Raw genomic sequence first — 17,695 nt, forward strand, 5'->3', positions numbered from 1 at the left:
CTCAAGTGACTACCGCAAATTGAAGTTGAATACTTCCTTTATTTTGCTTAGCCCCTCTTTTTTTATACATAATGGCTGATGGCAACAAAAAGACTGGCCCTATAATAGGAACCAGTCTTCTTAAAGTTCTTGTCAGTACATCTGCGATTGCAGCTTACTGATTGTTTTCAGGAATGCTTAATTTTTTGGACCATGTTTTGCCGCCATCGGTTGTTCTGTATACAGCTGCATTAGATAGGCTTGTATCGGCCATCCAGCCTAGTTCCTTGCTTGTAAACGAAATAACGCTTTCTCCCCCTGCGATTGGTGTAAGATTATTCCACGTTTTCCCTGAATCAACCGAACGACCAACGCCAATGACTCCAGCGGCTGGAGAGTAACCTCCGAGTATCGCTGCTCCATCAACAAGCTCCATATTGCTAGGGTGTCCGCCAGGCGCAGCGGGTCCTTCCTTAACAAGTCCTGCAGCACCGCCCGGTGCTGGTCCGCCGCCTGCTGTTTCCTGGCTAATTACTTTCCTCCAGCTTGAACCATTATCTGCAGATGCATAAAGGGAATAAGATTGCTGGGACATCCCTACTCCACCGTAAAATTGTGCCCATATTTGATTTCCCTTTGTATAAAGCTTACCGCCTATGCTCTCCTCTGATTTAACTGTTAGTTTTGTGGACCAATTGGTACCGCCATCTGTTGTTTTTGATAGTCGATAGCCAAATCCAGGTACTACGATAAGTGACCATCCATGCTTCGCATCTGTAAATTCTGCATAGCGGTTATTGGGAGGAGTAGAGATTTTGGTCCATGTTTTCCCGCCATTTGATGTTTTATAGGCAAAAGCCTTCGTATAGCCGAAGCCATTTGAAGCATCCACAAAATGAATACGTTCAAGCGCGAGCGGACTGGTTACTATTTTGGTGAACGTTTTTCCGCCATCCTTGGTGTGAATAAGGGCATTCGTTCCGGAAGCAGAAGATTTCGCCAATGCCCATCCGGTTGTGTTGGAAATGAAATCAAGCTGTGTAAATTGCCAAGTACCCTTATAGATCGGTTGCCATGTTGAGCCGGCATCAGAAGTTCCAATGAGAAATCCATTGCCGGCAGCGCGTCCGGTTGTTCCGTTCAAAAATTGAATATCACTGAAATGGTATGCGGTATCCCCTGCTGGTGTTCCGCTGAAAAGATCCTTTGCTGTTGTACTGCCTGCTGCTTGCGTTAACGGTGCGATTGCTGTAAGTCCAATCATCAGTGCTGCCGCTACCAGACCGTACTTAAGTTTAGCTTTGATCATGTTTTTCCTCCTCCTGCTGCTAAGTTAGTATTAGAGCCTTTATAGAAGAAAATACCCTGCTTTGATCAAATTGAATCGTAAACGTTATTGGTCGTTATGCTGTAACTTTCTCACGAGCACCGCTTATTTTAAATACAATGATGCCACAGACGATTACAAGGACACCTAACCCTTTATTCGTTGTGAAAGCTACTTTTTCGATACCTAGCCACCCTTGCGAGTCCCACAATAAAGCAGTTCCCAGCTGTGCGGTTAGAACGATAGAGATGGCATACGTCGGACCAAGCCGCCTAATGCCTTGTACCAGACAAGTAACAACGCCTACGCCGATTAGACCGCTGAACCAGTACCATGGCTTCATATTTTGCAATGCAAATAACTGTTCGCCTTCGAAAACGAATCCGATAACAAATGAGGCAAGGAATCCCATGCCTAATACTAACGCAGTAGTTGTCCATGTATTTATTCGTTCATTGACTTTACTATTGAATATATTTTGCAAACTGACCAAACAGCCAGTGAGAACTGCGAATATAAGCCCGATCATCATGTTTTCTACTCTCCCATTGGCTTATTGTTTTGAAATAGCTCATGATATTGTATTACTCATAAATATTTTGGCTGGCGAGTGCGCGTAGTCCATCCTTGTTTTTAACTAGAATGCCTCCATTTTTCCGCTCAATTAAACCTTTTGCACAAAATTGCTGGACAACCCGATTGAGATGTCTATAGCTCGTTCCGATCAAGTTAGCCGTATCCTTTAAGCTGATTGTTTTTCGCTGCCCTTTCATTAGATATTCCGAATCATCATAGGAGACGGACAATAGATAGCTCGCCAATCGAACCTCCACAGGATGCAAAATATTGAAGCTTAATGCGTTTGAATTTTTTAAAAATTTCCGAGCTATAATTTTCAATAAAAATTGCAGCAGCGGTGAATGATCTTTGCCGTATTTATTCAACCACTGATGATGAATCCCAATCATGTATACAGTCGACACGGCTTCGACCGTGTTGATAATGTCAATGTCTTGCACGTATTCAATATCCCCTACTACATCAAGGGAGGTTTTGAAAGTAAGAATAAGTGTTTTCCCATCTTTCGAGGTTGTGTAAATCTTTATCTTTCCTTGGACGAGGAAATAGAGATATTTTGAAGATTGACCTTGGGAACAAATAAGCTCCTCATGATCAAAGCAAAATAGTGACAAATGGGGTAATAGTTGTTCCCCTAATGTTGCTTCTAATTGATGCGCTTGTAAAAAATGGTGGAGCTGCTCGCGATCTTTAATTTCTTGCATCTGTACGAATCACCTCCAGAGGAATACGGTCAAGGGCTTGGTATATTTTAACTATTATAACCGCAATATGACCACCCCAGCTATCATCATCCCAATACCAATGAATTGAGGCAGCCTCATCTTCTGCTTTGCAACCCCGAACCATCCTTGACTATCGACGATAAAAGCCAGGCTTAACTGGGCAATCAGCATGGCAGATATGCTAAGTGTAACGCCAATTTGTTGAATAGCAGTGACATTGCTGAAGATGATAATAGCTGCAAAGGAACCGCCGATTAGATATAAGGGTTTTACTTGTTTAAAACCGGACCACTGTTTATCCCTGACGAATAACAGAATAATCAAGGCTGCTATGAAGCCGGTGAACTGGGTAATCGTTGCGGTTTGCCAAGTGCCGATATCTTGACTAATTCTTGAATTAGCAACACCTTGCAGTGTAATTAAGACCCCGCCTAAAAATGCGAAAATGCTCCCTTTCATATCAATGCTCTCCTCCATATCAATCTTTCYATCATTAAACGATACATTTCAAGGTTTAGGAAAGGACATATGTCCTAAATCAATGTATAGCAGTTTTTTGCATAAAAAAAGAACGAACGCTCGATCACTGTTCGTTCAATTTATTCGTTTGGGATAACCTCCTACTCGCTCCAACGTATCTTATTGCGGAACCCCAGTTCCTTGGAGATGAGATCCGCATACTTTTTTGCTCGCTGACCGTAGCTCTCGATTTTACTTGACGTAAAGCGTATCGCGGGACCAGCTACATTCAGTGATCCAATAACGGTATTATCATAAGAAAAGATGGGAGCCCCGATGCCAGTTGTTCCATCCGTTGCTTCTCCTGATGTGATGGCATAACCTCGGGAGCGAATGATCTCTAGATCAGTCTGAATCATTTCTTTGGATAATGGAATCAGCGACGGTACTGTTGTCCAATCCACACCTTGCAATATAGCTTCCTGCATCGTGGATGGCAAATGAGCAAGAATAGCGCGATTAGATGCTCCTATATAGAGTGGCAGCCTAAGTCCGATAGGTTCGGAAATTTTCAAAATTTGCGGTGAATCGATGGAATCAATATAGACGCCTTCTTGGTTCTCTCTTGTAGCCAAATAAATCGTTTCTTTCGTTTTTTGCGATAGTTCGACCATGAATGGTCTAGCCAGTGACCTGAACATTAGACTGTCCCACATCAAAAAACCGTATTTCATAATGGAAAGTCCTAATTTATATTTTTTCGTTTTTTTATCTTGAGCAACAAATCCATGTTCGGATAAAGAATGAAGAATCCGATGCGCGCTTTGTACGGGCATGTCGAGTTCCCTGCTGATTTCTGTTGCACTCATTTCTTTCTCGCTGCCATGCGGTACAAGCAGATCCAATATGTGAATAGCTTTGGAAATGACCCCGGACATTTGCTGCACCTCCTATTAGGAATTGATGTTATATTGCTTAACATGATTTTAGCATATAGATCCTAGCAACGGATACTCGCATTACATTGAAAAAGGCGAAATGATAGATTCATTTCCTTCTCTTTTTATTCCTCTTTTTCGAAAGTATAATCATTTGCAACAGTACGAGAATGAGGAGAGAAATCACATCATGAAGCGCTTAAAGCAATTTGCAGAGCCAGCTGCTCCAATCTTTATTCATTTATGGAGGCATCCAGGATTCCTTATTCTGTTTCTAACAGGTGGAATTATCGCCTTTGGCAACAAAATTTATGAGCTGGCGCTGCCGCTTATTTTGTACGATCTGACCCACTCTGCGGTGAAAATGTCAACGATGCGCGCGTTCGAGTTTCTTCCAAACCTGCTGCTTGCCATGTTTATCGGTGTACTGGTTGACCGCGTGCACAAGAAAAGCTGGTCATTATGGGCCATAGGACTGCAAATCTGCGTTCTTCTAGGTCTATATGCAGTCATTTCCTACGGCAATCCACCCATCTTTGTGCTTTATGTAAGCGGCTTTTTGCTCATGCTGTTTGGTTATGCATTTAATAATGCCCGTGTTGGAATTGTGAAGCATTCACTCCCTGAGGAAATGCTGACACCGGCTAACGCTTCCTTCAACTTTATGTCAACCTTGGTTGGCATTATGGGTCCTGCTGTAACAGGGCTGCTGCTCATGCTTCCTGTGCTGTATGATGCTTTATTCATTACTGCGTTTTTGTTCTCTATTGCATTTGTTTTGCTGATATTCTTACGCAGCGATGAGCCGCCTAATGCTCAGCAAGCTGGTTTCTGGCGTGAGCTTCGAGCAGGTTGGGCTGAATTTCGCTCTAATAAATTATTATGGCAGTTGACGATCGCTGTAATTTTTTTGAACGCGACGTCAGGCATGGTGGATACAACGATCATTTTCTACGCCAAGGATGYACTCAGACTGAATAATGCAGAGCTAGGAACCGTGTTGGCAGCAGCAGGTGTAGGTGGGCTGCTTGGCAGTCTACTTATTAGCAGGCTTCGACGCACCTATTCTGTTGGTGTCTTGGTCACGATCACCACGCTCTGTGTTGCGTTATCTTATTTACTGATGGCTTTATCGCAATCCAATATGATGTTAAGCTTCAGCCTGCTGCTTAATGGATGTTTTGAGATGATCAGCACCGTTTGTATATGGACTTTTAGACAGGAATCTACGCCACATCAGCTAATCGGACGTATCAGTGGCATAACTGGCTCATTATTCAAGCTTGCTATGCCGATTACGATTGTTTCTGCGGGTTGGATCTCTGAGCTCGCGCACCCTTCAGTAGTATTTTGGCTAGCTGCTCTAGGAAACCTAATTATCTTTAGCTATTGTAGATTTAGCTCATTATGGAGTAAATGATGGATGGATGGTCAGTGTAATAAGCAGCGCCTAATCTCAATAAAAAACACGTACCTCAGATCTGAAAAGCTTCGACAGTACGTGTTTTTTAGCTATTCATTTATAAAATTTTTCACTCGGTTCAGTATCAGGTTAGCAAAAGCCTCTGCAATTTATTGTCTTGTGAATTAAGCCTTGGCTTGAATTGTTTGACTCCAATAGCAGTATGATGTTTTCATCATCTACAAATAGACTCATTATTTAGTCTTTATTAACTGTATTCGGTAAATACACATGAAATAAAGTCCCTTCATCACTTTCAGCCCAAATTTGTCCTCCGTGACGTTCGACAAGCATTTTCGTAATAGCCAGTCCTAAGCCCCCGCCTCCCGATTTCCGGTTCCGTGATTTTTCCACACGATAGAAACGTTCGAATACATGCGCGAGCTGCTCAGTTGGTATTCCGATTCCAGTATCCTTGACGGTTATTTGAACACCTTGTTGAACTAATTTCCCGTATACCGATACCTTTCCACCATTAGAAGTAAACTTTAGAGCATTCGATAATAAATTTGTCCATATTTGAATGAGTCGGTATTCATCAGCATGGATAGTCATTTCAGGGATGACACCTCTTTCCAAAATAATTCCTTTGTCTGAAAAGGAGGGCTTCATAAGATCAATAACTTGTTCTATTGATTTTGTTAGAGGAACATCTTTTAAGGTTAACTGCTGTGCTGTAGAAGTAAGTGTTTGCAGTTCTTCCAAATCATTAACCATTTGGACTAAACGGTGAATTTCTTCTCTGCATGATTGTATGCGTTCAGGTGTAGCCTCCCAAATCCCATCTTGAATCGCTGATAAAAAACTATTTAACGTCGTTAAAGGTGTTCGGAGCTCATGAGCAATATTTTCGGTCATCGTTACCCGTAATTGTTCTTGCTGTTCAAGCTGTTCAGCTAAATGATTGATGGAGGCAGCCAGTTGATCGACTTCATCTTTTGGAGTGCCTTTTAAAGGAAGACGAGCATCTCGTTTTCCTCTTGCCATAACGAGTGTTATGTTTTTCATTTTAACTAAAGGAGAGGATATTTTTTTAGCGATGTAAATGCTCATAATAAGCGTAATAATAAGTGCTCCGCCTACTGTCAGTCCAATGGATTGAAGAACGGCTTGCTCTAAATGTGAATCTAATGACTCTGTCTTATCGTGGCTGCCTTGCGCTATCTCGTCACCATAAAGCTGGAAATGATGATGAGTGGCTGTAACTAAAGCAATGGAAGCAATGATTAAGATGGCTGTTGTATAGAAGATAAGAAGAATACTAATCCGATAGGATAGTGTTTTTTTCATTTGCCTCCTCCATGAAAGCGATAGCCGGCACCAAAAACCGTCTGAATGAACATTGGATTTTTAGCATCCTCCTCTATTTTTTGCCGTAAATTTTTGACATGCTGATCAATTGTACGAGCATCCCCTTCAAAATCGATTCCCATCACCATATCAATTAATTGTTCGCGGGAAAGTGTTCTTTCAGCATTTCTAGCCATAACAACAAGCAGTTTATATTCATTGGGTGTTAAATTTATGGGTTCTTGATTGATGTAAACCTGTTTAGCTTGGCTATCCAAGCTTAATCGTCCATTACCGTATTCCAAACGATCAGCGAGAAGCTCATGATGATTGGTACGCCGCAGGACAGAACGAACTCTAGCCAACAATTCATGGGGATCAAATGGTTTCACGATATAATCGTCAGCTCCAGCAGATAACCCTTGGATGCGATGATTTAGAGATGCTTTAGCCGTAAGCATAATGATGGGTACCGGATTAGTTCCTCGTATTTGTCTGCACAGCAGCTCTCCATTAATGTCAGGGAGCATCAAGTCAAGAATGATTAAATCAAAGGGCTGTTTATCGATTTCATGCATCGCACTTTGGCCATCACTGGCTTCACATGCACGATAACCAGCCTTGTTTAGATAAGCGATTATAACCTCTCTAATTTTATCTTCATCCTCAATTACTAAAATTTTACTCATGGTTGCTCATTCCATTTAAAAGTTTTTAGTTCGTCTAGAGAAATTCGATTAATAAATTTGCTGAACTTTTCCTTTCCTTTAGCATGTTCTTTATAATAGTTAATCAAATTAATTATTGATGGTATTAACTGATCTTCCGATAAGCCTGAAAGTAAAAGCTGGGCAAAGGAAGGTTTTATTCCCTTGGGCTCTCCGCCGACATAAACGTCAAACACATTCCGCATTTTTACGACCCCAATATCTTTTAATAAAGGTTCACTTGTACCTAATGCGCAACCTGCATAACCGACTTTCATTGGCGTTGGTGTTCCGATTCCCGCGATTGCTTCGTTTAATTTAATGGCAATATCTAAACCGGCATCCTGGGCACCTTTGCAAAAGTTGCATGCATTCAAGCTTTTTGTCGTAAAGCCTGAAGGATTGACTTCGAGGCCGACTTCTCGTAATTGTTCGGTTATTTCATTTTGTTGATCTAACGGTATTTCCACATAAAGCTGCTTAAAAGGTGTCATCTCTATATTTGCTTCTGTGTCAATAAGTGAACCTATGGTTACCAGTTGATGAGGTGTGAACAGGCTGCCTCCAACCTGAATGGCTGGTGAGACTGCGATTTTTATTTTATCATTCATTTGGCATCTCTCCTTTACATCATAACCATTATAATATACCCCCTAAGGGTATGTAGGTCAAGAGTTTTTACTATACCCGGGTTAAGTATCTATAATTGTCTTCATGATGTCATTGCAACAGTTTAATTGTCTGCACAAAAAAAAGAGCGAGCCGAATAGTCGACTCACTCTTTATAAATATTACTAATGGCTGCATTCAAGTTTCATGCTTATTCTAAACCAAACTTGACCATATAATTTGTTTTGTACCAAGTACCGATTCCGGTATCCATGAGTAAATGGAAGGCACTATGAATACAACAACGAGCTTCTCAACCGGGTCCACAAAAAATCCGGTTCTTCCTGAACCCTCCAGCTGGAAGGTGCCTACTGATTCATATGAAAGATGATGAATGGCTAAATCTAAACCAAGAGCATGGCCTTTATCTTTGATTTTACCTCCCCAATGATAGGCGGGAACGTTAAACAGATGTCGGCGAGTCATCAGATCTACCGACTTTCTGCCAAGGATACGCTGACCTTCAAAGGTTCCGCCATTCAGCAGCATTTGTCCGAATTTCCACATATCAAATAGTGTTGAATAAAGCCCACTATCCGAACGAGGCGGCATAGGGGAACCGTCATTTTCTCTGCTTAACCTTTCGATATCCATCCGATCTACACTGCATACTTCAGAGTGCAGATGCTCAGGAACATCAAAAAAAGTACGTGTCATTTGGAGTGGTTCGATAATGTTCTCCGTAATGTAGTCCTCATACTGCTTACCAGATACTCTTGAGATGATCTCGCCCAGCAGAGCGAAGCCCACCGTAGAATAATTATAGGCATCCCCAGGTTGGCAAACGAGCGGGCCTTGCAGCACTTTTCGAATCCAATTATCCATGCCGCTAGCCCCCCACCATTCTCTAGGATAGGGCTCATTGTAATATCCGGTGACTGGCAAAATACCAGACGTATGCGTTAATAAGTGGAACAAGGTGATATCTTTATGTACAGGATTATTGAATTCTTCCAAAATGCTGGAAACAGGCAGATCGATATAAAGCTTACCATCCTCTATGAGCTTCATGATCGCAACACTTGTGAATGCTTTTGTTATGGATGACATTTTACGCAAGGAATCCGGCTGCAGTTCACCTTGGTCTGTGGATCCATGAAGTCGACCCATTGATTTCCATGCGGCGATCTTTCCTTCTCGTGCAACGAGAAAACTAGCTGCTTGAATTTTTTGCTGTGCGATCAGATTCAGAAAGTGATTATCCAGCTTATTTAATTGATATGAGCAGAGTCCAACCTCTTCGGGCACAACATCCAAGTGGCCCTCTGTTATTTTCCACTCGATTAGCAATTCATTCATCTGTCTCGATCCCCTTCCATTAATTAGGAACAATGAATCCATACTACACGAGCCGCTCTAATTTCGTCCATAAGGATGTAAAGACTGCCGTTAAAATTATAAAAGATTGTTCGTTTGTATCAAGTTCAGCGCTGCTTTCCAATCGTATGTTTTCTCATCAAAGATCCTTTGATTTCGTGAGCTTTACCTTTTTTAATATTTCATTTATAAAATCAGTTTTACCTGCTGTATAACCGGATCGATCTTGAGCGTTCAAAGCCAATTCCTTTTTTAACTGTTCATACGCAATGACAGCCTCGGGATGCTCCCTAAGATAATCGCGGAATGCCAAATGTCTTGCTAATTCTTCGCTATCACGATTGCACACGTACAAGTGATGCTCCATCCATTTTCCACGCTGTTTATGCCAAGGAACCGACATATCTTTTCTTCCAAAGGCCTCTCTTCCTTGAAAACTCCATACTTGTTGATGGAAATAACCAATCTTCTCAAGCCCTTGGATGATCAGAGGCAGCATACTATAATCTTCAATGACGATATCTATATCCAATATGGGCTTAGCACCAAGTCCTTTAACAGAGGTGCTTCCTACATGTTCAACTGACCTAATGAATTGCCCAACTTCAGCTTCGATAGTAGATCGTATTTCACAAAATTCGTGCTCCCAAAGAGGATTATAGTTTTCAATCACAACTATTGTACTCATCATACTGATTCCTTCCTCTGCGCGGCAAAACCCATTCTGCACATCGACCAATTAAAGCTTGTGGTTGCAATTTTATCATTCAAATCCCACAAATTATCGATCATGCGAACCTCGACATTTCTGCGTATGAGTTCTCCAAACAAATCATGAACAATTATTTTATTGATAGGGATCTGTGTTTTTTCGCTCACATAGTAACCAGCACTTTTATCTGCGCCATAGAAATCAGTCGTATCAAATTCATATAAATACAACGTGGTTTGCCTCATGATTTCAAACCATTTATGCTCAATCGCAACAACATGGTCCAACGAATTTGAGCTTAAATGAAGTTTTTTATGCTCATCTGTGGTCGTTTCATGACTATGATAAGTTACTCTAGGACAATTGCGAGGGGTTAGGAAGTTCGGCAAGCACCGTTCATTTATTGCCCATACCAACCCTTTGCTCTGATCCATATCCACTCGAGAAGGTATTCTAGGTTCAAAAAGTGTAATATCACTTTCTTCGCTCACATGAAATAATCTCAAATGATCCCTGCTTTCTGATATAAAATTGTTGTGCACGAACAGCATTATTTTCAACATACGAGGAGATTGTACCATAATCTGGTTTAGAGTGGACGCAAAAAAACCGCGATATACGCGGTTCATCAGTCACTTGAAAAGTTATCTATGCACATTGTTGGTTTCGTACAGTAAACAGCTGGCTGAAACCATGTTTTTTAAGGATTTTCGCAGCCTTTTTACTTTTATAGAAACTGTCCGACAAAATTAAGACGGAGTCATTTGGTGCAAGCTCCTTGTTCCACAAATAAGGGAGCCGACCAATTGATATATTAATCGAACCATCCACATGACATTTCTCATAATCAGTTGAATCGCGGACATCGAGTATTTTGCTGCTGTCAGGTATAACGCCTTTTTCATTTAGCGCTTTTTCGTCGACATAAGTTAAATTTTTTAGGGGTGAGAATCTTCTATAAATGAACCACATCACGAATAAACCAGTTAGAGCAAGTAAAATCAACATATCCTAACCTCCCCAATCCGTTTAATTAAGGTACGCATATTCTAGTGCAATATAGATGACCACACTTTAATCGCTGTGAAAATGAGTAACACAACTAGCCCATATCGTAAATATTTTACGTTAATTCTAGAGCTGATTCTAGATCCAATTGGAGCACCGATCAAGCTGCCCAATACAACAAATACAGTTGGCCATATCGGAATGGAACCAGCGGATAGCTTGCCGATTACGCCGCCAATCGCCGATACAAATACGATCGCTAATGATGAGGCAATGGTTGTCCTTGTCGGAATTTTTAAGACCGTCAACATTATTGGGATTAGAATAAAAGCACCACCTGCTCCAACAACTCCTGACACAATGCCAACAATGAAAGCAGACGTTACCGCAATGAGCTTATTAAAAGTGATTTCATTTATATTTAATTGTTGTTTCCCCCGGTTTGGAACGAGCATTAAAACAACAGCAATAACCGATAATGTTCCGTATATAATATTAATGGCATCTTCATTAAGAAAACGTGAGCCGAATCCGCCTATTAAACTTCCCATTAATATACTGCTGCCCATATAAACAACAAGACCTCTATGAATGACCGCTGTTTGATTGCTTTTCTGACGGAAAGCGATAATCCCAGCTAACGAAGCGAAGAAAACTTGAAACATGCTGATGGATGCAACTTCTTTTGCCGTAAACTGTGCTAAGCCAAGACTGGATGGAACATATAATAAAAGGGGAAAATTTATTATGGCCCCGCCTATGCCAAGTAATCCCGAAAAAAAGGAACCGACAAAACCGAGCAGCGTCATGATGATGTAAAGGATAATATCCATAAAAACTCTCCTTGTTGGAATGCAATAAGTAAGGTATAATTAAAACCAAGTAACTTCATGTGAAATGAGGTATTTATAAAATGAAAAGTATTTTCAAAAAAATATTTGAAGATAAGTGCCCGACCTGCAATGAACCCTTGCTGTCAATCAATGAAAGCTTGTCCAGCACCAAGTATTGTGAGCATGGACATTACAAAGAAGAAAATTACAGCTCCCTAGGTGTAAGAATTATATATGACGTCTTAGAATAAGCGAACACGCTCTACCGTGTTCGCTTATTTTTTGTTATCGATCAATTACAATAAAATCTCCAAAAGGCCTATTACAATGAGTATCATACCGCCGATGAGCGTAGAATATTTACCTAACCATGTTCTAGCAATCTCATGTCCAATCCGCAATCCTACAGCAACGGTTATCAGTGAAAATATTCCAACTGAAATTGCAGTCATTATCGGTGACGCACCACTAACACCTGCTCCAAATCCTGTAGCAATACAATTTAATGATAAAGCAAAACCTAATGAGATCGTTTCCTGCCATGTAATAGATCTTTCCGGATCACTTGTCGCACGTAATGGACTTGTTGCAACCCTTGTCCTCTGTTTAGGCAATATGCTCCAAAGACCTAGAAGTATGATGACAGAACCACCAATTAAATCTGCATGCTGTTGACTCATAAAACCAGATATAAGGTGACCCATTGTTATGGCTAAATATGCTGCAGCCATGGCCAATATGGCAATAAACAAGTTTGAAACAATTGGAATTTTTGTTGATCGCGTGCCAAAGGATACACCAATTCCTAAATTATCAATATTAGAAGCCAGTCCAATGAGAATGATTGAAATTAAATGCATAACTATACCTCCTCTACCATCCATTCTACTAAGTAGAGTATGCTAGAGAAGGTTATTAAGCTTGTGTTCTTTTACCGACTTTTCACGAGCAGCTCAATCGCTTCTTTAACCAGCTTATTCGTATCGCCGCCAGCAGACTGTTCTTCAATAATACATTGATGAAGGTTTTCCGCAACAATTTGGGCCATTGCTTTATCTGCTGCATTACGTACTGCTGACAGCTGGCTCACTACGTCCTTGCAGGATTGCTGTTCATCCATCAATCTCAATACGCCTCGAACCTGACCCTCTATTCTTCTTAGACGTGTTTTCATTTCATCGGTATAAACATATGCCATGTTCTTAACCTCCCATTCGATAACGTGTACATGTATGGGTATATTATAAACCAAAAAAGAGTATCATTTCATTGATTATATAAATAAATTCACTTTTGCATCGGTGGCGTCGCCTAAGTAACCGGCTACACCAGCAAGTTGAATATCATCGATCAGCTCTTCACGCTGCAAACCAAGAAGATCCATTGTCATTGTACACGCAATAAGCTTAACCCCTTGCTCCTGCGCAAGTTCTATGAGCTGCGGCAGAGATAACGCATTATGCTTCTTCATAACATGCTTAATCATTTTTGGTCCCATACCGCCAAAATTCATTTTGGATAAGCCTAATTTTTGCGGTCCTCTTGGCATCATCCAGCCAAAGGCTTTTTCAAGAAGCCCTTTATTGGTATGGACTGCTTCATCCTTGCGCAAAGCATTTAGTCCCCAAAAGGTGAAAAATATAGTTACCTCGTGATCATACGCAGCTGCTCCATTTGCAATAATAAAAGCAGCTATCGCTTTATCAAGTTCCCCGCTGAAGAGGACAATCGTTGTTTTTTCAGTTACAGCTTCCATATATGTTCTCCTCTCCATAATAAAATTCAGTTAAATTTTTTTCACTAGAAATGTGAACACGCCGTTTTCTTCCGTATGCTGCACGAGTTCATGGTTTGTTTTTCTAATCCAAGCCGTAAAATCATTTAAAGAACCTTTATCGGTTGATAATACCTCCATAAATTGTCCAGGCTTCAATCCATCCAGTGCTTTTTTTGCTTTTACGATTGGCATCGGGCAAGCCAGCCCTTTGGTATCAACGATTAGATCAGCTTTCATTATTCATATCCTCCTTTAATTATCGTGAACGGCACAACGATTGGGGCCGATTTCCATTGCGCGCTGCTCTTCTTCGTCAGGTGTGATTTTCCCCATATTCGTTTGGCGTATTTCTTGGTAAGCGTTCGGATGCTGCGGCAGATTGTTGGTCACCATGCTGCGAAACGCAGCTTCATCCGATATTTGCAAGCCTGTATTGTTTTTATATACATCGGATAAAACAGCTGCTACCCGCCCATCTTCTCCAAGCTCCGAGAACTTGCCGAAGTGTGCTGGAAGTACAATTAAATCCTGAGACAATTCCGGATAACGACTATATAACGTTTGACGAAGATCACCAACCCAATCTTCAGCGAGTCCAGCTAGATCTGGTCGTCCAATGGATTCAATAAATAAAATGTCACCAGTTAGCAAATACTGATCATCTACTATAAACGATGTACTGCCGATCGTATGACCAGGTGAATAAATGGGTTGTATTTTTAATGTGGTATTGCCTACCTCAATATCGTGACCGTTCTCAAGTTTCGCGTATTCAAATGTGACTTCTGCTGCATCTTTTGGAGGAAGCCAGTACGTTGCAGATTGTTGTTCTGCAAGCTTACGGCCGCCCGAGATATGATCCGCATGAAGATGGGTATCTATCRTATGCATAATGCGATACCCATTGTCCTTCGCAAATTGCTCCAACACATTCGTCATTCTAGGGGCATCTACGACAGCAGCTTCACCGTCTGATACGATCATGTAGGACAAACAGCCTTTACCCATTCGTACAAACTGAAAAATAGTACCGCCTTGGCGCAAATCGCCAATTTTTACGGGCTCCAAATGCTCGCTCCACGACTTCATCCCGCCCTTCAAGTAATAAACATTAGACCTGCCTGCTGCCACGAGCTGCTCTCCAACAAATATAGAAGAACCTTCTTTGGCGCATACAACCAGCACTTTTTTGTCTATTGGAATTTGTTCGTTTATCTCCTCTACTCCCTCTAGCAGTTCAAAGTACGGAATATTGAGAACCTCTATTCGACTTCCTTCAATTTTCCAATTCGCAAAGTCGCTTTCACTACGTACATCAAGGATGAAGAAATCTTCTTTTTTGCTTAAAATAAGTTTTGCTAGCTGCCCGGCACTCATTTCATTTAACTGGTTTGATGAACTCACGGCGTATTCCTCCTACTATGATGAGTGAGTGGTATTACTGTACATCATTCTCTAGTGGTCCTTCCCATTCGGACATACCTGGCAAGACATTGTACACGAGTTTGAACCCTTTATCAGCTAATAGCTGGCAAGCGATATCGCTGCGGGTGCCAGTGCGGCACACGATATAAAGCTCTTGATCAGGATCGAGTTCACTCGTTCGAATATCAAGCTCTCCTAACGGAATTGATTTGGCTCCAGGGATGTGGTTAAAAACATACTCTGCAGACTCACGTACATCTAAAATCATCATGTTCTCATTTGAAATAAGCTTCTTCATCAAATCTCCGTTGTTCATTGTCTTCAAATATTTGATTTCTTCTTTTATTTCATTCGGGTTGGATTTTCTAAGGTAATGCTTCAATACCTCGCCCTCCGTAAGCGTACCTAAGTATTGATGCCCCGCATTTCTGCTCCACCCTTGGATGTCTGCCAAAGATCCTTTGTCCGTGGCAACTACTTCAATGACTTGTCCAGAAAGAAGCTCATTCATTGCTTTTTTCGTCTTGATGATGGGCATAGGACAAGCCAAGCCTTTGCAATCTATTGTTTTGTCTGCTTGAATGTGATTCATCATTTCTTGAACCTCCTTTGCGTTTATTAATAAATCATTTGAACAACATACCCATGGGGGTATCGAAAAAGGCGAAAAAATGACGCCGTACATATACCCCTATGGGTATAAGGCGTTGATAAAAATATACATGTTTTAAATGCAGATGTCAACGTGGCATCACAAAAAAAAACCGCCATTCAGCGGTCTCTTAGTAATCTCTTTCTTTATCCCTTTTTCTTCTTTCCTGATCTCTCTTCAAAGCACGCCTCAATTCATCTTTGTTTAGATTTCTTTTAGGCAGCTTTCCGTTTATTTCAAATAATAAAATAACAATCATCGTTAGCAGTAAAACGATTATAAACTCCATCTCTTTCCTCCTAGGATAAAGTTATACTGGGCATTGCTCTGAAAATTAAAAGGTGAAATAAACAATGAAAGATCTACTCTTTTTACCAACGGACTCAGATCGCATAATGAAAGCATAAGCATTGATTGGTAAGAGGAGGAATGGATCATGTTGTTTCATTACTATGTAGCAGAAAGTTTATGGAGGGATCAGCAGCAAGCTTTAGATAAGCGAATTCGTAGAGGGGATTTTATTGATTGTGATATCAAAGCAGCTTCACCCGATAAATCAATGATTAAAAGATGGTTATTGACACGTAAAAAAAAAGGGGTTAATCCTCAAGTATGAAGATTAACCTTATTGGCAATTAGGACGAACGATTAATCATCCAGCAAGGATTTCACAAAACGTAGGGCGAACAAAATGATATTAACCAAATCAAGATAAATATTAACGATCATCAATGGAATATCTTTGTCTTCAAAACCTTCCTTGGACATACGGCTAAAGTCATAAAGTGTATAACCGATGAAAATGAGTAATCCAAAGCCGGCATAAATGGTCTCCATCATCCCTCCGAAAGGGAAAATAAATTGCATAAGACCGATAACGATGAGCCCAATTAATGATGCGAACAAAAACCCGCCGAGAAAGCGGAAATCCTCTTTGGAGTATGTAGCGTAGATCGCAAGGCCTGCATAAACGAGTACAGCAACGGCAACGGTTTGAATGACGATCGATGTACCCATGGAGGCGATATAATAGCTTAAAGAAAACTGCAAGGTTGCACCAGATACAATCATAAACACGTACATCAGTGAGTAGCCAATTGCTGTTGATTTACGCAAAAACATGATGGCAATGATTAATCCAATCTCGACAATAAACAGTGGGATTCGTGCGGCACTGGGAAGCAATGTTCCTATGTACATGCCGCCTACTGAAACAATTAAGGCAAAGAAAAAGGTTAGCATTAATTTTTGCATCGGTTTACCATAACCGCTTGACTGCGTATAGCTCATCTTATTTTTCTCCTGTCATCCATATTTATGGATCAATAATAGCATGAAAAGCATGAATACAAAATGTTCTTTTTATTTTTTCATAATGGATCTCGTCCATGCGATATGTAATCCGGCTCTTTCCATATTATGTTGACTGCTTGATCCGAAGCTAGCCTGTGCTACGACGAGCTCACAGCCTGCAAGATGCGCTTCATGTAGACGCCTGCTTAATAGTGCTGTTTGCAGCCCTTGATTTCTAAATGCAGGGGCAGTAGCCGCTAGAGCACACGAGGCGATTCCATCCTCATTCATATGCATGACACCTACACCTGCAGGTATGTCATTTAAATACGCTAGATAGATTTTCCACCCTTTTCGATTCAGTAAACCAATATTATTATTAACAAAATGGTGTTTATCGGACAATGACATGCCTGATCCTAGGCAATGGATTTCAGCATAATGATCGAACACCTCCTCTGTAACGATTTCCGAAATCGTGATATGAGGAGGCAAAACAGGTTTATYTTCACTTGGCAGTCCATAAAGAACAGAATGAAAGCC

At 40.9% G+C, this 17,695-nt stretch carries 24 protein-coding genes; 2 read left to right on the forward strand and 22 right to left on the reverse strand.

Annotated elements, in window-relative coordinates; genetic code table 11:
• Positions 1 to 154: 154 nt before the first annotated feature.
• The 5 genes from AB4Z17_RS23550 to AB4Z17_RS23570 all read right to left on the reverse strand — a co-directional run bounded on the left by AB4Z17_RS23550 (position 155) and on the right by AB4Z17_RS23570 (position 4,007).
• A complete protein-coding gene (locus AB4Z17_RS23550) occupies positions 155 to 1,288 on the reverse strand; it encodes a WD40/YVTN/BNR-like repeat-containing protein (RefSeq protein ID WP_441962408.1) in 1,134 nt (377 codons plus the stop codon).
• A gap of 94 nt (positions 1,289 to 1,382) precedes the next feature.
• Entirely contained in the window at positions 1,383 to 1,838 is a 456-nt protein-coding gene (locus tag AB4Z17_RS23555; protein WP_441907656.1) for a DMT family transporter, read from the reverse strand.
• Positions 1,839 to 1,890: 52 nt separating this feature from the next.
• Positions 1,891 to 2,589 carry a Crp/Fnr family transcriptional regulator gene (locus tag AB4Z17_RS23560; RefSeq protein ID WP_441962410.1) on the reverse strand — a complete coding sequence of 233 codons (699 nt, stop codon included), beginning with the start codon at positions 2,587 to 2,589 and terminating at the stop codon, positions 1,891 to 1,893.
• Positions 2,590 to 2,643: 54 nt separating this feature from the next.
• Entirely contained in the window at positions 2,644 to 3,069 is a 426-nt protein-coding gene (locus tag AB4Z17_RS23565) for a DMT family transporter (protein WP_339209338.1), read from the reverse strand.
• Positions 3,070 to 3,230: 161 nt separating this feature from the next.
• Positions 3,231 to 4,007: an IclR family transcriptional regulator gene (locus tag AB4Z17_RS23570; RefSeq protein ID WP_441962412.1), complete on the reverse strand. Its 777-nt coding sequence runs from the start codon at positions 4,005 to 4,007 to the stop codon at positions 3,231 to 3,233.
• 190 nt (positions 4,008 to 4,197) lie between these two features.
• Here AB4Z17_RS23570 and AB4Z17_RS23575 point away from each other — a divergent pair, with 190 nt between their 5' ends.
• A complete protein-coding gene (locus AB4Z17_RS23575) occupies positions 4,198 to 5,427 on the forward strand; it encodes an MFS transporter (RefSeq protein WP_441962414.1) in 1,230 nt (409 codons plus the stop codon).
• A gap of 240 nt (positions 5,428 to 5,667) precedes the next feature.
• Here the strand turns inward: AB4Z17_RS23575 and AB4Z17_RS23580 are convergent, their stop codons facing one another.
• The 15 genes from AB4Z17_RS23580 to AB4Z17_RS23650 form a co-directional block, all read right to left on the reverse strand.
• Positions 5,668 to 6,759 carry a sensor histidine kinase gene (locus AB4Z17_RS23580; RefSeq protein WP_441962416.1) on the reverse strand — a complete coding sequence of 364 codons (1,092 nt, stop codon included), beginning with the start codon at positions 6,757 to 6,759 and terminating at the stop codon, positions 5,668 to 5,670.
• Entirely contained in the window at positions 6,756 to 7,448 is a 693-nt protein-coding gene (locus AB4Z17_RS23585; protein ID WP_441962419.1) for a response regulator transcription factor, read from the reverse strand. Before AB4Z17_RS23585 ends, AB4Z17_RS23580 begins: the two co-directional genes overlap by 4 nt.
• Positions 7,445 to 8,077, reverse strand: a complete 633-nt coding sequence (locus tag AB4Z17_RS23590; RefSeq protein WP_441962420.1) for a nitrite reductase — start codon at positions 8,075 to 8,077, stop codon at positions 7,445 to 7,447. Before AB4Z17_RS23590 ends, AB4Z17_RS23585 begins: the two co-directional genes overlap by 4 nt.
• Positions 8,078 to 8,291: 214 nt before the next feature.
• The gene (locus AB4Z17_RS23595) at positions 8,292 to 9,434 is read right to left on the reverse strand and encodes a serine hydrolase domain-containing protein (RefSeq protein ID WP_441962422.1); all 1,143 of its coding nucleotides are present in this window, start codon (positions 9,432 to 9,434) and stop codon (positions 8,292 to 8,294) included.
• Positions 9,435 to 9,591: 157 nt separating this feature from the next.
• Positions 9,592 to 10,140 (reverse strand): GrpB family protein, encoded by a 549-nt coding sequence (locus AB4Z17_RS23600; protein ID WP_441962433.1) that lies wholly within the window; start codon positions 10,138 to 10,140, stop codon positions 9,592 to 9,594.
• Complete coding sequence (locus AB4Z17_RS23605; RefSeq protein WP_441962424.1) at positions 10,140 to 10,655, reverse strand: DUF6886 family protein; 516 nt, start codon at positions 10,653 to 10,655, stop codon at positions 10,140 to 10,142. The genes AB4Z17_RS23600 and AB4Z17_RS23605 overlap by 1 nt, the downstream gene beginning before the upstream one ends.
• A 157-nt stretch (positions 10,656 to 10,812) precedes the next feature.
• Positions 10,813 to 11,172: a rhodanese-like domain-containing protein gene (locus tag AB4Z17_RS23610; RefSeq protein WP_430059124.1), complete on the reverse strand. Its 360-nt coding sequence runs from the start codon at positions 11,170 to 11,172 to the stop codon at positions 10,813 to 10,815.
• A gap of 41 nt (positions 11,173 to 11,213) precedes the next feature.
• Entirely contained in the window at positions 11,214 to 12,005 is a 792-nt protein-coding gene (locus tag AB4Z17_RS23615) for a sulfite exporter TauE/SafE family protein (protein WP_441962426.1), read from the reverse strand.
• 296 nt (positions 12,006 to 12,301) lie between these two features.
• Positions 12,302 to 12,865, reverse strand: coding sequence for a manganese efflux pump MntP (locus tag AB4Z17_RS23620; protein ID WP_441907646.1), 564 nt, complete (start codon positions 12,863 to 12,865; stop codon positions 12,302 to 12,304).
• A 71-nt stretch (positions 12,866 to 12,936) separates the two neighbouring features.
• Positions 12,937 to 13,203, reverse strand: a complete 267-nt coding sequence (locus tag AB4Z17_RS23625) for a metal-sensitive transcriptional regulator (RefSeq protein WP_076265957.1) — start codon at positions 13,201 to 13,203, stop codon at positions 12,937 to 12,939.
• Between the two features lie 75 nt (positions 13,204 to 13,278).
• Entirely contained in the window at positions 13,279 to 13,761 is a 483-nt protein-coding gene (locus AB4Z17_RS23630; RefSeq protein ID WP_441907645.1) for a DsrE/DsrF/DrsH-like family protein, read from the reverse strand.
• A gap of 30 nt (positions 13,762 to 13,791) precedes the next feature.
• Positions 13,792 to 14,019 (reverse strand): sulfurtransferase TusA family protein, encoded by a 228-nt coding sequence (locus AB4Z17_RS23635; protein ID WP_339209356.1) that lies wholly within the window; start codon positions 14,017 to 14,019, stop codon positions 13,792 to 13,794.
• Positions 14,020 to 14,034: 15 nt separating this feature from the next.
• On the reverse strand, positions 14,035 to 15,159 hold the full coding sequence (locus AB4Z17_RS23640; protein WP_441962435.1) for an MBL fold metallo-hydrolase: 1,125 nt from the start codon (positions 15,157 to 15,159) through the stop codon (positions 14,035 to 14,037).
• Between the two features lie 61 nt (positions 15,160 to 15,220).
• Entirely contained in the window at positions 15,221 to 15,799 is a 579-nt protein-coding gene (locus tag AB4Z17_RS23645) for a sulfurtransferase TusA family protein (protein ID WP_441907849.1), read from the reverse strand.
• Between the two features lie 190 nt (positions 15,800 to 15,989).
• A complete protein-coding gene (locus AB4Z17_RS23650) occupies positions 15,990 to 16,148 on the reverse strand; it encodes a hypothetical protein (protein ID WP_179089729.1) in 159 nt (52 codons plus the stop codon).
• A 147-nt stretch (positions 16,149 to 16,295) separates the two neighbouring features.
• Here AB4Z17_RS23650 and AB4Z17_RS23655 point away from each other — a divergent pair, with 147 nt between their 5' ends.
• A complete protein-coding gene (locus AB4Z17_RS23655; RefSeq protein ID WP_441962428.1) occupies positions 16,296 to 16,475 on the forward strand; it encodes a hypothetical protein in 180 nt (59 codons plus the stop codon).
• 32 nt (positions 16,476 to 16,507) lie between these two features.
• On the opposite strand, the gene AB4Z17_RS23660 is transcribed toward AB4Z17_RS23655, so the two are convergent.
• Positions 16,508 to 17,149, reverse strand: coding sequence for a Bax inhibitor-1/YccA family protein (locus AB4Z17_RS23660; RefSeq protein WP_441962429.1), 642 nt, complete (start codon positions 17,147 to 17,149; stop codon positions 16,508 to 16,510).
• A gap of 72 nt (positions 17,150 to 17,221) precedes the next feature.
• Positions 17,222 to 17,695 (reverse strand): GNAT family N-acetyltransferase (locus AB4Z17_RS23665; protein WP_441962431.1); only part of this gene is annotated, 474 nt, incomplete at its 5' end.

Origin of the sequence: Paenibacillus sp. TAF43_2 (genome assembly GCF_052113545.1) — a bacterium.
Taxonomy (GTDB): domain Bacteria; phylum Bacillota; class Bacilli; order Paenibacillales; family Paenibacillaceae; genus Pristimantibacillus.

What these genes read in the sequence shown, in the direction of transcription:
- AB4Z17_RS23585 (WP_441962419.1), bottom strand. Translation starts at nt 7,448, where the DNA reads ATGAGTAAAATTTTAGTAATTGAGGATGAAGATAAAATTAGAGAGGTT.
- AB4Z17_RS23645 (WP_441907849.1), bottom strand. Translation starts at nt 15,799, where the DNA reads ATGAATCACATTCAAGCAGACAAAACAATAGATTGCAAAGGCTTGGCT.
- AB4Z17_RS23660 (WP_441962429.1), bottom strand. Translation starts at nt 17,149, where the DNA reads ATGAGCTATACGCAGTCAAGCGGTTATGGTAAACCGATGCAAAAATTA.
- AB4Z17_RS23595 (WP_441962422.1), bottom strand. Translation starts at nt 9,434, where the DNA reads ATGAATGAATTGCTAATCGAGTGGAAAATAACAGAGGGCCACTTGGAT.
- AB4Z17_RS23580 (WP_441962416.1), bottom strand. Translation starts at nt 6,759, where the DNA reads ATGAAAAAAACACTATCCTATCGGATTAGTATTCTTCTTATCTTCTAT.
- AB4Z17_RS23620 (WP_441907646.1), bottom strand. Translation starts at nt 12,865, where the DNA reads ATGCATTTAATTTCAATCATTCTCATTGGACTGGCTTCTAATATTGAT.
- AB4Z17_RS23570 (WP_441962412.1), bottom strand. Translation starts at nt 4,007, where the DNA reads ATGTCCGGGGTCATTTCCAAAGCTATTCACATATTGGATCTGCTTGTA.
- AB4Z17_RS23610 (WP_430059124.1), bottom strand. Translation starts at nt 11,172, where the DNA reads ATGTTGATTTTACTTGCTCTAACTGGTTTATTCGTGATGTGGTTCATT.
- AB4Z17_RS23565 (WP_339209338.1), bottom strand. Translation starts at nt 3,069, where the DNA reads ATGAAAGGGAGCATTTTCGCATTTTTAGGCGGGGTCTTAATTACACTG.
- AB4Z17_RS23555 (WP_441907656.1), bottom strand. Translation starts at nt 1,838, where the DNA reads ATGATGATCGGGCTTATATTCGCAGTTCTCACTGGCTGTTTGGTCAGT.
- AB4Z17_RS23615 (WP_441962426.1), bottom strand. Translation starts at nt 12,005, where the DNA reads ATGGATATTATCCTTTACATCATCATGACGCTGCTCGGTTTTGTCGGT.
- AB4Z17_RS23560 (WP_441962410.1), bottom strand. Translation starts at nt 2,589, where the DNA reads ATGCAAGAAATTAAAGATCGCGAGCAGCTCCACCATTTTTTACAAGCG.
- AB4Z17_RS23650 (WP_179089729.1), bottom strand. Translation starts at nt 16,148, where the DNA reads ATGGAGTTTATAATCGTTTTACTGCTAACGATGATTGTTATTTTATTA.
- AB4Z17_RS23625 (WP_076265957.1), bottom strand. Translation starts at nt 13,203, where the DNA reads ATGGCATATGTTTATACCGATGAAATGAAAACACGTCTAAGAAGAATA.
- AB4Z17_RS23600 (WP_441962433.1), bottom strand. Translation starts at nt 10,140, where the DNA reads ATGAGTACAATAGTTGTGATTGAAAACTATAATCCTCTTTGGGAGCAC.
- AB4Z17_RS23550 (WP_441962408.1), bottom strand. Translation starts at nt 1,288, where the DNA reads ATGATCAAAGCTAAACTTAAGTACGGTCTGGTAGCGGCAGCACTGATG.
- AB4Z17_RS23590 (WP_441962420.1), bottom strand. Translation starts at nt 8,077, where the DNA reads ATGAATGATAAAATAAAAATCGCAGTCTCACCAGCCATTCAGGTTGGA.
- AB4Z17_RS23630 (WP_441907645.1), bottom strand. Translation starts at nt 13,761, where the DNA reads ATGGAAGCTGTAACTGAAAAAACAACGATTGTCCTCTTCAGCGGGGAA.
- AB4Z17_RS23655 (WP_441962428.1), top strand. Translation starts at nt 16,296, where the DNA reads ATGTTGTTTCATTACTATGTAGCAGAAAGTTTATGGAGGGATCAGCAG.
- AB4Z17_RS23635 (WP_339209356.1), bottom strand. Translation starts at nt 14,019, where the DNA reads ATGAAAGCTGATCTAATCGTTGATACCAAAGGGCTGGCTTGCCCGATG.